The 16,157-nt window shown below is 45.9% G+C and carries 12 protein-coding genes; 6 read left to right on the top strand and 6 right to left on the bottom strand.

From position 1 onward, the window contains the following. Positions 1–71 precede the first annotated feature (71 nt). The 3 genes from rluF (at position 72) to VK541_RS03815 (ending at position 3,113) form a co-directional block, all read left to right on the top strand. The gene (gene rluF, locus VK541_RS03825; RefSeq protein ID WP_324367087.1) at positions 72–1,226 is read left to right on the top strand and encodes a 23S rRNA pseudouridine(2604) synthase RluF; all 1,155 of its coding nucleotides are present in this window, start codon (positions 72–74) and stop codon (positions 1,224–1,226) included. A gap of 46 nt (positions 1,227–1,272) precedes the next feature. Then, a complete protein-coding gene (rlmN, locus tag VK541_RS03820; protein ID WP_324367085.1) occupies positions 1,273–2,319 on the top strand; it encodes a 23S rRNA (adenine(2503)-C(2))-methyltransferase RlmN in 1,047 nt (348 codons plus the stop codon). A gap of 74 nt (positions 2,320–2,393) precedes the next feature. Next, the gene (locus VK541_RS03815) at positions 2,394–3,113 is read left to right on the top strand and encodes a ComF family protein (protein ID WP_324367083.1); all 720 of its coding nucleotides are present in this window, start codon (positions 2,394–2,396) and stop codon (positions 3,111–3,113) included. A 388-nt stretch (positions 3,114–3,501) separates the two neighbouring features. Here VK541_RS03815 and VK541_RS03810 read toward each other — a convergent pair whose 3' ends face one another. Continuing rightward, complete coding sequence (locus VK541_RS03810) at positions 3,502–5,895, bottom strand: PAS domain S-box protein (RefSeq protein WP_324367081.1); 2,394 nt, start codon at positions 5,893–5,895, stop codon at positions 3,502–3,504. Positions 5,896–5,912: 17 nt separating this feature from the next. Next, a complete protein-coding gene (glyA, locus tag VK541_RS03805) occupies positions 5,913–7,184 on the bottom strand; it encodes a serine hydroxymethyltransferase (RefSeq protein WP_324367079.1) in 1,272 nt (423 codons plus the stop codon). Positions 7,185–7,276: 92 nt separating this feature from the next. Here glyA and dxs point away from each other — a divergent pair, with 92 nt between their 5' ends. From dxs to VK541_RS25790, 3 genes are read left to right on the top strand one after another with little or no spacing between them, the layout of a single operon-like run. Beyond that, on the top strand, positions 7,277–9,208 hold the full coding sequence (gene dxs / locus VK541_RS03800) for a 1-deoxy-D-xylulose-5-phosphate synthase (protein WP_324367118.1): 1,932 nt from the start codon (positions 7,277–7,279) through the stop codon (positions 9,206–9,208). 9 nt (positions 9,209–9,217) lie between these two features. Continuing rightward, a complete protein-coding gene (locus tag VK541_RS03795) occupies positions 9,218–10,312 on the top strand; it encodes an acyloxyacyl hydrolase (RefSeq protein WP_324367077.1) in 1,095 nt (364 codons plus the stop codon). Between the two features lie 39 nt (positions 10,313–10,351). Further along, entirely contained in the window at positions 10,352–10,663 is a 312-nt protein-coding gene (locus VK541_RS25790; protein WP_414692603.1) for a sigma factor, read from the top strand. Here the strand turns inward: VK541_RS25790 and VK541_RS03790 are convergent. The 4 genes from VK541_RS03790 to VK541_RS03775 all read right to left on the bottom strand — a co-directional run. Continuing rightward, positions 10,582–12,060, bottom strand: a complete 1,479-nt coding sequence (locus VK541_RS03790) for a sialate O-acetylesterase (protein WP_324367075.1) — start codon at positions 12,058–12,060, stop codon at positions 10,582–10,584. The genes VK541_RS25790 and VK541_RS03790 overlap by 82 nt on opposite strands. An 8-nt stretch (positions 12,061–12,068) precedes the next feature. Next, positions 12,069–13,193 (bottom strand): glycoside hydrolase family 130 protein, encoded by a 1,125-nt coding sequence (locus tag VK541_RS03785; RefSeq protein ID WP_324367073.1) that lies wholly within the window; start codon positions 13,191–13,193, stop codon positions 12,069–12,071. 10 nt (positions 13,194–13,203) lie between these two features. Beyond that, a complete protein-coding gene (locus VK541_RS03780; RefSeq protein WP_324367072.1) occupies positions 13,204–15,516 on the bottom strand; it encodes a GH92 family glycosyl hydrolase in 2,313 nt (770 codons plus the stop codon). A gap of 65 nt (positions 15,517–15,581) precedes the next feature. Continuing rightward, a partial coding sequence (locus tag VK541_RS03775) for an efflux RND transporter permease subunit (RefSeq protein WP_324367070.1) occupies positions 15,582–16,157 on the bottom strand: 576 nt, incomplete at its 5' end.

Genomic DNA, 16,157 nt, shown 5'->3' with positions numbered 1-16,157 from the left:
TTCATAGCATATGTGGTTATAAATTGATTCCTTTGTAAATTATTAGGAAATCAATTTATAATCCATTACTCATGTCTGATTCTACAACCCGGTTAAATAAATACATCAGTGAAAGCGGCCTTTGTTCAAGAAGGGCGGCCGACAGGTATATTGAACAGGGTAATGTTATTATAAACGGTAAGAAGGCCAAAGTCGGTGACAAGGTATTCTTTGGCGATATCGTGACCGTAAACGGTCAGACCATTGAGCCAAAAGAAGTTGAAAATACGGTTTTGATAGCTTACAACAAACCGGTGGGCATTACCAGTACAACTGAAGCCGGGGTAAAAAGCAATATTGTAGATCACGTAAACCATAGTGAAAGGGTATTTCCTATCGGTCGTTTAGATAAAGATTCGCAGGGGCTGATATTTCTGACCAATAATGGAGATCTGGTCAATAAGATCCTGCGTGCAGGAAATAATCATGAAAAGGAATACCTGGTTACGGTGAGCAAGCCGGTTACCGATACTTTTCTTGCTGGTATGGCCAAAGGGGTTCCGGTACTGGGCGTGATGACCAAAAAATGCAAGGTCAGCAAAGAAGGCAATAACGTGTTTAAGATCACATTGATCCAGGGATTGAACCGCCAGATCAGGAGAATGTGTGAGCATTTTGGATTTGAGGTGACTAAACTGGAGCGGGTGCGGATCATGAACGTCAGCGTGAAAGGGATCCCATTGGGAGAATGGCGTGAGCTGACTCCTGAAGAGCAAACAGAAATTTACAATATGGTTGCCAAATCAAGTTCACTTGAGGATGCTTCTAAACCAAAAAAGAACAAAGGCGAGCTTGAAGACCAGGGCAAAGGACCAGCTGCCGGGAAGACAGCACCTGCTAAAATCGGAGTCGCTAAAAAAGCCGCACCGGCCAGAAAACCCAATGCAAAATTCATGTCGATGAAAGAGGAAGACCTAATGGAGAACATTACTCCGGGCAGGGCTTTTGCCAAAGGCAGGTCTGCAGCAACAAAAGGCGGAGCCAGCCCGTATGGCAGTTCTGGTCCAAGAAAGTCAACAGGAAAATCGCCCGCTTCAACAAGCAGGGCAGACAGACCGGCAGGTGGGAAAGGAAAAGCTGTAGGTAAAACGCCGGGAAAAGTGAAAGGTACTGCTGCTTCGCAGGGCGACTGGAACAGGACCGGAGGGCCGGACAGGAAAGCTAAAGCAAAGAACAAAAGACACTAAAAATATTTTTGGTACCTTTGCAGGCAAATTGCCTTGCTATTCATAAATGCTTCCAACTAAAATAGACATCCGTTCGCTTGATCTTCCCCAATTGCAGCAGCATTTTACTGCGATGAAGGAACCTTCCTACCGGGCCAAACAGGTTTACCAGTGGCTTTGGGAAAAATCAGCGCGGAGTTTTGAAGAGATGAGCAACATTTCTAAGGAACTGAGGAACAAGCTGGATGAAAACTATGCCATCAATGTGGTGGAAGTGAACAATTCCCAGTTCAGCAATGACCATACCATCAAAAATGCATTCAGGCTGTACGACGGCAACATTGTAGAAGGGGTGTTGATCCCGATGGACGACCGCATGACGGCCTGCGTAAGTTCCCAGGTAGGCTGCAGTCTGACCTGCAAGTTCTGTGCTACAGGCTATATGGACCGCAAGCGGAACCTGAACGCAGATGAGATTTATGACCAGGTGGTGCTGATAGACATACAGGCCAAAAAGAACTACAATGCACCACTTACCAATATTGTGTATATGGGCATGGGCGAGCCCCTGCTGAATTACGCCAATGTCATGAAGTCCATTGAACGCATCACTGCCCCGGATGGACTGAATATGTCTTACAAGCGCATTACGGTTTCTACAGCCGGTATATCCAAGATGATCAAGAAGCTCGGCGATGACGGAGCCAAGTTTAATCTGGCATTGTCACTGCATGCGGCGAATGACAAGAAGCGCAACGAGATCATGCCCATTAACGAGCACAATTCGCTGAAAGCACTGGAAGAATCACTAAAATATTATTTCTCCAAGACCAGGAATCCGGTAACCTACGAATACATCGTTTTCAATAATTTTAACGATGAGATCGAGGATGCGATGGAACTGGCCAGATTTTGTAAACACATCCCCTGCAAGGTCAACCTGATCGAATACAACCCGATCCAGTTCGCTGATTTTATCAATGCTGAAGGGGATAAGATCGATGCTTTCTCCAGTTACCTGAAAAGCCAGGGTGTCAATACCAATATCCGGCGCAGCCGTGGTAAGGACATTGATGCAGCCTGCGGGCAGCTCGCTGTTAAGGAACAAAATTAAACCAAGACCAGAATTAATGTAATTACCGCCGGATCTGATTACCGCTATGTCCGGCAAAGGATCTAATTTAGGCGATGAATTTCATTACCCGGGTTTTTCAGCGCCTGCCCTTCCTGGCGGGAAATCTTTTAAGTTTACTGTTTCCCAGCCTCTGCAGCGGCTGCAGCAACCATTTAAATCGGGGGGAATCCGGCATTTGCAGCGGCTGCCTCTATCGCCTCCCGTATACAGATCATTACCTGTACAAAGACAACAGGGTAGCCAAACATTTTTGGGGGAAAGTACCATTTCATGCAGCAATGGCCCTCCTTCGCTATAAAAAAGGCAGCAGGGTGCAAAGGATCATTTATAACCTCAAATACAACGGACGGTCTGAAGTGGGTATAAAGCTGGGAATGATGATGGCAGAACGGCTTTTAAAGTCGGAGTTTTACAGGGATGTCGAGGTCATTATTCCGGTACCCCTGCACAAAAGCAAGGAAAAAAAACGTGGTTATAATCAAAGTGCATTTATAGCAGAAGGACTGTCCGCGATATTGGATATCCCTGTAAACGATACGACCCTGATCAGAAATATAGCAACGGAAAGCCAGACCCTCAAAGGGAGATACAGCAGACATCAAAACATGCAGCGTGCATTTAGTGTGATAAAACCAGGGGAGCTGAGCGGGAAGCACATTTTGATCGTCGACGATGTGGTCACTACGGGCGCTACCATTACCGCCTGTGCAATAGAACTGCAGCGATGCGGTATCCGAAAATTGAGCATTGCCGTGGCGGCCTGCGCGGAATAATAAAAACAGGAAAATAAAAAAATGCTGCGGTGCAAAACAATTTGCAGTCCGCTGCGTTTATATATATGAGAGCGTTAATTTAGATGGTAAGAGTCGATATTTTCTTCAAAGAGATATCGGCTCTTTACTTTTATAATCCCTGGCTCTGACCCGCAATACCCGCAGTTGAAATTATTTTTAAAATTATTCTTCGCATCCGGGGTCGCTAAAATGGATTAGCAAAATTAATTTACGGATAACAAAAAAAAACAGTAATTATTTTTTGCAGATTCAATAATAATTCGTTTCTTTGTCGTGAGAGCGTTAATTTAAGGGTCGATACTTCCATGCCTATGGAATGTCGGCCCTTTATTCTTAACAAGAAATCCGGTAAAATTTTCCTTGAAGTTTATTTAGAAATATGAGCCGAAATTATATTCCTGATGTCGGCCGGCTTGAATGGTTTTAAGATATGTCCGTTCATTCCAGATACTTTGAACTTGAGATTCTCATCTTGCAGTGTTGAAGCGGTAAGCGCTATGATAGGAACAGACTTGAAGTAATCACCTTCGATTTTCCGGATGATGCTGGTGGTCTCGAAACCATCTATACCGGGCATTTTGATGTCCATAAAGATGAGGTCGTACTTATTGCACTTTACTTTTGCTATAGCTTCCACGCCGCCTGATGCGAAGTCAAGTTCGAAACCCCATTTGCTCAGCATTCTGCCCGCTACCAAAATATTGATCTCGTTGTCATCTACGACCAGTATCTTTTTGCCGGCAAAGGATTCGGGTCCCTCCAATGCCTGAACAGTGCTGCTTCCGGCTGCTGCTTTCTTAAAAAGTATGGTAAATGAAAACGCCGTACCTACACCTTCTTCACTTTTTACCATGATATCAGAATTGTAAAGCCTGAGTAATTTTTTGGTAATGGCCAGGCCCAGCCCGGTCCCCCCGTACTTCCTTGATATGTCGGTCTTGGCTTGAGTAAAGGTTTCAAAAATATAGGAAAGTTTGTCCTGCGGGATGCCTATCCCATCGTCTTTGATCTCAAAATAGATCTCAGTTCCGGTGGCTGTTTCCTGTTCGAGTCTGGCAAGCAGCAGGATCGTTCCTTTATTGGTAAATTTAACGGCATTACCCAATAAATTCATCAGTATCTGATACAATCTTGTCTTATCTCCAAGGATGTTTTCCGGGATGCGCTCGTCAATGGACAGTTCCAGCTTATTTTCCTTTTTCTTCGCACTGACCTTGAGGGAGATCAAAATATCTGCTGCAAGCGCCTTTATGCTAAGCGGCATATTTTCCAGCTGCATGTTACCGGTCTCGATCTTGGTAAAGTCCAGTATATCGTTTATGATGTTTAAAAGGTTCTCCGAAGAAAATTTGAGGATATTGAGGTCTGCCATTTGCGAAGGTCTGGGATTATTGTCCAGCAGCAAATGGGTCATCCCTATGACGGCATTCAACGGGGTCCTGATCTCATGGCTCATTACAGAAAGGAACATCTCCTTGGCTTCGCTCAGCTGCAGCGCCTGTTCCTTTGCCTGCAGCATTTCGGCTTCGGCCTTCTTCTTATCGGTGATGTCGATGATGATCTCGACCTCTATATCTACGTTGCCCTCATCGTTTAATACCACGGTATTGTATATGGATAGCCAGATTTCTTTTTTGTCCTTACGGTATGCCAGCAGATCGACGGTAAAAGATTTGTTCTGCCTGGTGAACCCTCTGGCTTTGCCCAGCAATTCCAGATCAGTTTTAGGACCGGTAATCAGGTCACCCAAACGCTTGCCCCGCAGATCTTCGAGTGTAAAGCCGGTGATCTTCTCAAAAGCATCGTTTACCCAGGTTACGTGGTTGTTGGCATCGTTGATCACCACCGCATTGTTGACCTTGCTGGCCACGAACGACAGCTTCATCAGTTCATTTTCTACACGCTTGTTTTCGGTAATATCGCGTCCGTAGGTATACCAGCGTCCTGCCTTGGCTACCATGTTCCAGCTCAGCCAGCGGGTGATTCCGCTTTTGCTGACGATCCTGAAATCGATATTGAACTGCTTGACACCCTGCTTAAGCCCTGTTTCAATCTGCCCGACCACTCCGCCCGCATCCTCTTTATTGCAGAACTCCCACATGTTAAGTCCTGTCGCTTCTTCTGCAGAATATTCAAGGATACTCGTCACCGCATCATTAATGAACAGGATCCTGCCCTCATAATCAAGAATGCAATGGATTTCGGGGGATACGGTAGAAAGGTTAAGCATCTCCTCAAAGCGGCGGGTCTTGGCATCAAGTTCTGCGCTTTTCTTTTTGAGCATGATATGGGTAATGATCTCTTTGGCGAGGATCTTCAGGCCGTCTTTCTGTTCCCGGGTAATTGTCCTGGGCACAGTATCAAACACGCCTACTACACCCAGCTTATACCCGTTTGCATCGATCAGTGGTGCGCCGGCATAAAAGCGTACATACGAACCGCTAATAACGCCGGGATGACTGCTGAACCTTTCGTCGAGTAAAGCATCCGGGACCTCCAGCACGTCATCGCCCTGTATAGTGAACGCACTAAAGGATACTTCACGGGGAACCTCCTGTACGGGGGCCCCTACCAGGGATTTAAAAAAAAGACGCTCTTCATCAACCAGTGTAATCAACGCTATCGGTGCGTTACATATTAAACCTGCAAGTTTGCTAATGTTATCGAACTCATACTCCTGGGGAGTGTCCAATATATTATAATCATGCAATGCTTTAATACGTTCATCCTCACTGGCCGATGAATTGCGCTTAGGTAACATTAATTTGTGATCACCATCTATTTATATAGTGGAAAGCGGCTTACAAGGGCAATAACCTTTTGTTTTACCTGCTCTAAATTCTTTTCGTCTTCAGGGTTACTGATCACCTGATCAATAAGGTCAACGATCTCTTCCATATCGGTTTCTTTAAATCCCCTGGTGGTTATAGCTGCGGTACCTACGCGGATACCTGAAGTTACAAACGGGGAACGGTCGTCGAAAGGAACCATGTTCTTGTTTACGGTAATGTCGGCTTTTTCCAATGCATTTTCTGCAAGTTTACCGGTTATATTTTTGTTGCGCAGGTCAATCAGCATCAGGTGGTTGTCTGTACCTCCTGAAATGATGCCGTAGCCTCTGCTGACAAATGCTTTGGCCATCGCCTGTGCATTGATCTGCAGTTGTTTTGCATAGGCTAAATACTCATCGGTCAGCGCCTCTCCAAAAGCAATGGCTTTTGCGGCTATGATGTGCTCAAGCGGACCGCCCTGGGTGCCTGGGAACACAGCCATATCCAACACAGACGACATCATCCTGATTTCGCCTTTGGGTGTTTTTAATCCGAAAGGATTTTCAAAGTCTTTGCCCATCATGATCATACCGCCTCTTGGGCCTCTTAGTGTTTTGTGAGTAGTAGTGGTCACGATGTGACAGTGCGGAAGCGGATCGTTGAGCAAACCGCGTGCGATCAAACCGGCAGGGTGTGAAATGTCTGCCATGACCAATGCGCCGATCTTGTCTGCCACACTGCGGACAAAAGCATAATCCCATTCCCTGGAATAAGCTGACGCTCCAACAATGATCAGTTTAGGCTTTTCGGCAAGGGCCAGTTCTTCGAGCTTTTCATAGTCGATAAGACCGGTTTCTTTCTTTACTCCGTAAAATAACGGGCTATATAATTTTCCTGAAAAGTTTACAGGTGAACCATGTGTAAGGTGACCGCCATGGGAAAGGTCAAAGCCCAGTATTTTATCTCCCGGCTGGATCACTGCCAGCATTACAGCAGCGTTGGCCTGTGCACCGGAATGGGGCTGTACGTTTACCCATGCTGCACCAAATAATTTTTTAGCCCGTTCAATAGCAATGGTTTCTATTTCGTCAACTATCTGGCATCCGCCATAATAGCGCTTGCCCGGAAGGCCTTCGGCATATTTATTGGTTAGGCAAGAGCCCGCAGCTTCCATTACCTGCTTGCTTACAAAGTTTTCTGATGCGATCAGTTCAAGACCGTGTTCCTGACGGTTCAATTCCCTGTCAATCAAATCAAAAATTAAAGTATCTCTAGTCATTTATCGAAGTATATTTTTGTAAAATTAAGATTTTCCTTCTTAGTTTGGTAACAAAATCCCTTACTTTGTACTTTCTATTCTACAATTACTGCATGGAAGACATCAACAGTCCGTTATTATTGCCGAACATAAATTATCCCGCTGATCTCAAGCAGTATAAAGAACAGGACCTGGAGCAGATCTGCAAGGAACTGAGACAATATATAATAGATGTAGTCAGTGTAAACGGCGGTCATTTTGGAGCAAGTCTGGGTGTGGTAGAACTCACCGTAGCCCTGCATTACGCATTGAATACCCCATATGATAAGCTGGTTTGGGATGTTGGCCACCAGGCCTATGGCCATAAGATCCTGACGGGACGTAAGTCTGTATTTCATACCAACAGGATCATCAACGGCATCAGCGGTTTTCCCAAGATCAGCGAAAGCGAATACGATACTTTTGGTGTAGGACACTCTTCCACGTCTATTTCAGCGGCATTGGGGATGGCTGTTGCTTCTCATTATAAGGGAGAAACTGACCGCCAGCATGTCGCTGTGATTGGTGACGGAGCGATGACTGCAGGCCTTGCTTTTGAAGGCCTGAACCATGCTGGTATTGAAAATTCAAATCTGCTGGTGATATTGAATGACAACTGCATGTCCATAGATCCGAATGTAGGTGCATTAAAAGAATATTTAACGAACATTACCACTTCTAAATCTTACAACCGCTTCAGGGATGACATATCCAATGTGCTGATCAGGCTTTCTGAGCTTGGCCCGAATGCGCATAAGTTTGTTAAGAAAATAGAGAAAAGCATAAAGGGCACTTTGCTGAAACAGAGCAACCTGTTTGAGGCACTGAACTTCCGGTATTTTGGTCCGGTGGACGGACATGATGTCGTCCGTCTGACCCAGGTGATCAAAGACCTGAAAGACATTCCGGGGCCTAAGTTACTACATTGTGTAACTGTGAAAGGCAAGGGCTTTGCTCTTGCTGAAAAAGATCAGACCAAGTGGCATGCACCTGGCCTTTTTGATAAGATCACTGGAGAGATCAAAAAACCGGTAGCTGACAAGCCGCAGCCGCCGAAGTACCAGGAAGTTTTCGGACATACGCTGGTTGAACTCGCTGAAGCCAATAAAAAAATAGTTGGGATTACCCCGGCGATGCCATCCGGATCATCAATGAACATCATGATGAAGGCTATGCCGGAAAGAGCATTTGATGTAGGTATTGCGGAACAGCATGCCGTCACCTTCTCGGCCGGACTGGCCACGCAAGGGCTTGTGCCATTTTGCAATATCTATTCCAGCTTTATGCAAAGGGCGTATGACCAGGTGATCCATGATGTGGCCATACAAAACTTGAATGTGGTCTTCTGCCTGGACAGGGCCGGACTTGCAGGTGCCGACGGTGCCACGCATCATGGCGCTTATGACCTTGCTTTTATGCGCTGTATTCCAAATATGACGGTATCGGCGCCAATGAACGAAGAAGAACTGAGGAACCTGATGTATACGGCACAGCTGGAGAACTCGGGTCCTTTTGTGATTCGCTATCCGAGAGGAAACGGCACAATGACAGACTGGAAACGTCCGCTGAAAGCACTGGAAATCGGTACCGGAAGAAAGATCAGCGACGGTGAGGATGTGGCCATACTGACCATAGGACATGTTGGCAATTTTGCGGTGGAGGCCTGCCAGGAACTTAACAGTGAAGGTATACATCCGGCACACTACGACCTCCGTTTTGCCAAGCCCCTCGATATGAACCTGCTCCACGATGTATTCACCAGGTACAAGTACATCATCACAGTAGAAGACGGGTGTCTGCAAGGCGGAGTAGGGAGCGCGGTCCTTGAATTCATGGCAGACCATAAGTACAATGCGCAGGTGATCCGTTTAGGCATTCCTGATGAATTCATAGAACACGGGGAACAGCCTGAACTCTGGGCGCTTTGCGGTTATGATACGGTATCGATCATCAGCGCAGTCAAGAAGATCGCTATAGGCAGGACAACCAAGATCATGGCCTCATAACAGATGCAATTGAAAAAATCAGCTTTATCATTTTTCATGCTCCTTTTTGCCGGGTTTGCAAATGCACAGGAAAATCACTCAAACAGTATAGAATTTAGTCCGCAAGTTTCTGTAGGGGTTTTTACTGCTAATCATAAACTGACCGGCACCGCATATGGCGGCGAACTGCTATATCACCTGAATACCATTGACAACCCCAGCAAATGGATGCGCGCCATGCGCCTGAAAAGCATAGATCTGGTGTTCAATTATAAGAACATGGGTGATGTTAAGCTGGCAGATGATCCTAAAGAAGGTGTATTTGGCGACTCCTATGCACTGCTGGGCGGACTAAACATCTCCGTAATAAAACTAAACAAAACAGAACTCTTATTTTCACCGGCGTTTGGGATCGGGTACGCTGCAAAGACGTTTTTTACAAACGGGAATCCACTGATAGGCAGCCACACCAATTTTACTTCCAGAGCAGGGTTAAAAATAGCCACGACGATCAGCCCGGCTACTCAGATCACAGCAGGTATCGACATTCTCCATTACTCTAATGCGGCCGTCAGGGTACCCAATAATGGCATGAACACGGCAAATGTAAGTTTAGGTATTGTTCAGAGTATCGGTAAAAGTGTAAGTCGGGATTCTGTCAGGGTCAGCACTTTCCAGCATAAGACACATACTGTGGACATCGGCATTAATATGGGACGAAGAGGGGTGTATCAAAGCAAAGAAGGGTATTTCAGAACAGGCTTATATGCAGGGTATAACTACCGGCTGAATTCTATTTTTGCCTTGAGCTCCGGGATAGATGCGGTTTATTACCACTCTGTATTTGATCCGGCAGATTTCAACAGAACATATCAGTCGTTTGCGACCTCTTATGAGCACTGGCGGATTGGAGCTGCTCTAGGTCCGGATATTTGGATGGGCAGGCTGGCTCTGATGATGAAATATGGCTATTATTTACACTACAATAGCTACCGGGACAACCATACTTACTGGACAGCGGGCATGAAATACAGCGTGCTGGACTGGGTGGCTGTGCAGGCTAAAATATACATCCACAAAACAGAAGCGGATTTTGTCGGGTTTGGTTTCATTTTTACGCCTTGACACCGGCATACCTAAAATTTTTTACAAATACTTTTTGCTATGACAACGTATAATCTTGAAGCGCTTCATGCAGACTTAAGGGATTTACTTACATCTTATGCGTACCATATCTGCGGGTCGGTTGAGGAAGCTGAAGATGTAGTCCAAAACGCATTCATCAAGTTTTTGCATGTTGACCATAGCGATCAATTCCTGGAACCGGGTTGTAAAATCTACCGGTATCACACCTGGCAGCTTCCAGATCGTCGAAAGCTAAATGCCACACCGCGTCATTTCCTTTCCGGCCATCGGTCTGACCGGAAAGGAAATGCCGGTATACCATTATTATTCTGCAGATTGGTAACCGGATAATTTGTAAAGGCATAACGGACTGCGACAGGTCTCTTTACTTTAGCTGATACAACTTTGATCGTTTTCCCGTCGATAACTGCCCGGGCATCATAAAAAACACCATCACTACCGGCAAGGGTGAAAAAAGATGGCGCCTGATGATCATTGGTACTGAGGCCGCTGTTTATCGTCTTTTCGTCAAAAAAGACAGTTACTTCCTTACCTTTGATAGCGATGTGATGGTAATGCGGCCCAAGATACGAAACACTATCTATTCCATAGGTCCGGTTCAATGCGGTCTTCGCCAGCCGGAGACCTAAGGGTTTTTTATTTTTTGGGTGCAGGTCTTTTGCTTCGCCAACGTCCATACTAACTATCATTGCCGTATTGTTTATTTCGGAGACTTTCTCCTGTGCTTCTCTAAAGAATGCATAATCGTTTAGCGTTGGGTCTTCTTTATCATAGAAGAACGGTGCTACCTGAACATAATAAAAAGGAAGGTCACCCTGGCCGAAGTTCTTTCTCCAGCTCTTGATCATACTTTGTGTTGCGAGGGTATAAGTATGCCTTTCCATGCGGTTGCCTTCTCCCTGATACCAGCAAAAACCTTTAACAGATAAATTGATGAGCGGGTTGATTAACGCATTGTACAGTAAAAACGGCCTGGTCACTTTTTCGAAGCTAAAGCCACCATTGATAACCTCTTTCGATTTCGGACTGTTTAAATAGAGTTTCAGATAGACTGAATCTAGCAATGGATTGGCGGAGAGCACATCTCTGGGAATAAATGCCTCGACTTTTGATGCGCCGATCCCGGAAAATATAATGCCTACCGGGAGATTTAGCCGCTCCTGAAGCAGCTTCCCGAAATAATAACCGACCGCTGTAAAATTTTTCACATTTTCGGTTGTACATGGCAACCATTTTCCCTTTATGTTCTGAATAGGCTCTGCACTAAAATTAAGTTCGGCGTTGAACACCCTGATGTTGGGATTATTGGCGAGTGGAAGTTCTGTCGCTGCATTTTTATCTTCCGATAGTTTAAACTGCATATTGGACTGTCCGCTGCAGATCCAGACTTCGCCGATGAGAATATCCTCAAGGACGACCTCAGCAGTATTGTTTTTTACCGTGATTTTGTGTTTGGTAAAATTGCCCGGTACTACCTGAGGTACATTTACGATTGCCATAAAACTTCCATCCCCTGCAGCAGTGACCTGTGTAGATGTTGCCGTCCAGTCTGCTTTAATAGTTATGACAGATCCGGCCACAGCTCTGCCCCAAACTTTAAAAGGCTTGTTTTGCTGTACCACCATATTACTTTGCAAAATGTCAGCAACTTTAAGAGATGTTTGCCTGGCCATTACCAGATGAGCGGCAAAACAAATGGGGAGCAGCAGGTAAATCGTCTTTTTCATGTTTAGCTTTATTTTTTTGCCGGATCATATATCGCTACCGCGACTTTTGAGTCCGCGCAGCCATAATAGAGCATGTATTTATTCTTATAATACACCAGTCCTTCTATGAAAACTGTACCTGCAGGGTATTGCCCGCTTTTTTCAAAAGGCGCCGTTGGGACCAGGAATGGTTTGTCGAGCCTGGTAATAAATTTAGAAGGATCTGAAGCACTAAAAAGCATCTGACCTGCACAATAAGAATTGGATGTATAGTTTGGATCACTGTCTTTACCTCCATGGTTCTTACCATTATACAAAAGCACTATTCCTTTGGAGGTCAGTATTGCAGGAGGGCCACACTCCGTTAAGCTGCTGTCAAAATAACCTTTACGCGGGGAAACAAGTTCTTTAAGCGCTCCATTCTCATTGATCACCGGCTCCCAGTCGACCAGGTTGGTTGAAGTCGCCGCATATACATGGTTTTCTCCCCAGTACATCCAGTATTTTCCTTTATGTTTGGTAATGACCAGTTTGCCATTTTTTAATTTAGTGAGTATCGAAGCCGATTTGGAAGCGATGTTATGAAACTTACCCTGATAGGCATCCTGAAATATTGGCCCGTGTTTTTTCCAGGTAATGAGGTCTTTAGAAGTTGCGGATCCCAGGCGCGGAGTTTTTTTGTTCCATTGCGTATACAACAAAAGGTATGTGCCGTCTTCCGTCATCGCTACCCGGGGATCTTCACAGCCACCAGTCCATTCAAACTCCTGCTGATCATCGACACCCGGATAGAGTACCGGTTTTCCGGTTCTTTTCATGGTGGTGCCGTTGCTGCTTTCGGCCAGGCCTATCCTGGAGGTCCGGTGACCGATGCCCACACCAGATTTGTCTTCAGCCCTGTACAAGACGTATATCTTTCCGTTTTTTACAGTTGCAGCCGGGTTAAAGGTATCATTGCTTTCCCAGTCCAGCTGTTTTTTTTGCATAGGATCATAAAAGCTGGTGGTAGAATCAGGAGAAATGACAGGGTTGACACCTGCAGGGCGCACAAATGGGCCTAACGCCCAGTCCGGTAGTTTTGTGCCAGGTGTCTGGGCCTGCATCTGAACCTGAATGAGCAGGAATAGCCCAAGTATGCTAATTAATTTCTTCATCTGTTTATATTTAATTTATTCCCCAGTTCTTGTTCGGCTGACTTCCCATCTGCAGCTCCAGCTTTCCGCCCGCTACAATGTCTTTGTGGTCTATGTAGCACTTGTTATAAGGCTTCCCATTGAGTTTTGCGGACTGGATATAAATGTTTTGCGGGCTATTACCGATAGCTGTTATGCTAAATTGTTTGCCTTTGTAATAGGCAGGGTCCAGCTGAATAGCTATCCTGCTGAAAACCGGACTGGTCAGCTCATACCGGGTACTTCCGGGTGTGATCGGGTGAAAACCGCTGGCGGCCAGCACGTACCAGGCCGACATCTGACCAACATCCTCATTACCTACCAGGCCTATTACAGAATTGCGGTAGGCTTTACTGCATATCGCCCTCGTCCACTTTTGAGTAAGCCATGGTGCACCCAACCTGTTGAACAGGAACGGCACATGGTGAACAGGTTCATTTGCGTGGTTGTAATAGTCATTCCACATCATGCTTTCAGGAACCTTATCGAAAAAATTAGTGAGGTCAGCAAGCGTTTTTTCTCTGCCGCCCATCTGGCTGATCATTCCGTCAATATCCTGGGGAACAAACCAACCCTGCTGATAAGGGTTAGATTCTACAGAACCGTAGCCCTGCGTAAGTCTGCCTTCCTTCGGCCAGGGCTCCCAGCTGCCATCTTCATTCCTTGGTCTGAACCAGCCTTTCTCTGCATCCCAGATGTTCTTGTAAGACCTGGAACGTGCAGCATATTTTTTTTCATCGGCCGGCTTGTTCAGCATTTTGGCCATCTGAGCAACGCACCACTCAAAATAAGCATACTCAAGGGTGGAAGAAATGCCTCCTGCGTTGCCCTTTTTACCATTGCCAAATTTCTCCACACTGTTTACCGCAAGCTGGTAACCACGATCGATATTGAAGTTTCTGATCCCTTTGGCATAGGCATCGGCCATGACAGAAACTGCGGGATTACCGATCATGCAGCCGCTGTAAGCATTCAGAAACTCCCATCTTTCCAGGTAGTCTTCTTTCTTCTCATCCGCAAGGGTGACCAGGGAATTGAGCATGTCATTTACCAGGGCCGGATTAATCACGGTTTGCAAAGGCATCTGACTCCTGAACACATCCCATCCGCTAAAAATCGTACGCTTGGTAAAGTTTTTTGCCTGATGAACCATTTCATCGCCGCCGGTATAATTGCCATCTGCATCGGAAAAAGTCCGCGGGTCGATTTGTGTATGGTACAAGGCGGTGTAAAATACCTTTTTTTCCTCTTCAGTGCCACCGCTGATGCTTATTTTGGAAAGCGACTGGTTCCAGAGTGCTTTGGCTGAAGTCCTGACCTTATCAAAATTCCAGTCTTTGATATCCGTTTGTAAATTACTCCTGGCACCGGCAATGCTCACAAAAGAGATTCCTGTTTTCAGGATCACCTCCTCATCTTTATTGGTCTCAAATTCAGTATAAAAGCCAAGGTGTTTCCCTTCTTTTTCTTTAACTCCTCCCAGAATATCAGCGCCGGCAACCCGCTGCTGGTATTTATCACTGGTCACATCTTCGAGCTTACGCTTCCAGTCCAGGGGGATATTGGCAGACCAGATGCCATATTTTTTTAGCGGCTTGCTAAATTTCGCATGAAAGTAAACTGTATAATCTGCCTTCCCGGCACCATTGCCCCAGCCGCCTCCTTCCGGCGTACATTTCATCCAGCCCTCTATTGTATTTTCATTGACAACTTTAACAGACTGAAGTATGGACGTACCGCCAACACGTCTGGCCAGATCAATCTGTATACGTGATTGCTGGTTCTGTGGAAAAGTGAACCTCAGCATCCCGCTTCTTCTCGCGGCAGTTGCCTCAACCTTAATATTCCCTTCGGTCAGCTGTACTGAATAATAGCCCGCAGCAGCCTGCTCTGAATTCTTTTTGTATCCTGAACGATAACCACTTTCCGGATGATCTGCTTTGCCTGCAGCGGTTTGAAGTTTACCGACTGTTGGCATTACCAGGAAATTCCCCAGGTCCCCGTACCAGCCGATCCCGCTCATCTGTGTAAAAGCAAAGCCTTCAATAGTCGTATGTTCATCGCTGTAACCGGGCCCGTTATCGCCGCCGGTTATGGTATTTGGGCTCACCTGTACCATTCCGTAAGGAGTTGTGGCACCGGGGAATGTTTTTCCCAGACCATGGTAAGTCCCGGCGGCCTTTTCACTCGTACTGGCACCAATAAATGGGTTTACATAATCAGCAGGTTCATTTGGCTTGGTTTGGGCAAATAGCACGGCCGGCAGGGTACAATAAATAGCGGCCGCAACAATGATATTTTTCATCAATTCACGTTTGGTTTCATTCAGTACATAAACATAAATATATAAATCGATTTGGCGAAATGCGGCTAACTTTCAGTGTCCTTATCAATCGCAGGCGGAATCAGCTCATAAATAATCGGTGTTACGATCCTGGAAAGCAAAGTGGAGCTGATCAGTCCGCCGATCAATACAATGGCCAGTGGCGCGACCAATGGGTTTGTAGAGATGGCAATAGGTGTAAGCCCCCCGATCGCTGTAAGTGAAGTCAGCACAATCGGCAGGAACCGGATTTCCCCGGCTTCGCGAATGGCTTCCTGCAGGCCTTTACCCTGACGCCGCAGCTGATTGGTAAAATCGACCAGAAGGATGGTATTTTTCACCTCTATTCCTGCAAGCGCAATTAACCCGATGATGGCCACAAAGGAAAGTGAATTGCCGGTGAGCCACAAAGCCACCGCAGCACCTACTACACCGAGCGGAATCACTGAAAGCACAATCAATGTGCTCTTAAATGTCTTAAACAGCAAGATCAAGACTGCAATAAACAGGAACACGGTAACCAGAATGATGCTCATGAAACCTCCGAAGGAGTTATTTCTCGATTCTACTTCCCCACCCATTTCATAACTGTACCCCGCAGGCAGCTTGAGGCCATTCATCTT

The sequence above is a fragment of the Pedobacter sp. genome (assembly GCF_035317785.1).
GTDB lineage: Bacteria > Bacteroidota > Bacteroidia > Sphingobacteriales > Sphingobacteriaceae > Pedobacter.
The sequence above is the reverse complement of the archived record's forward strand: the minus strand, read 5'-3'. Positions and strand labels throughout refer to the sequence as shown.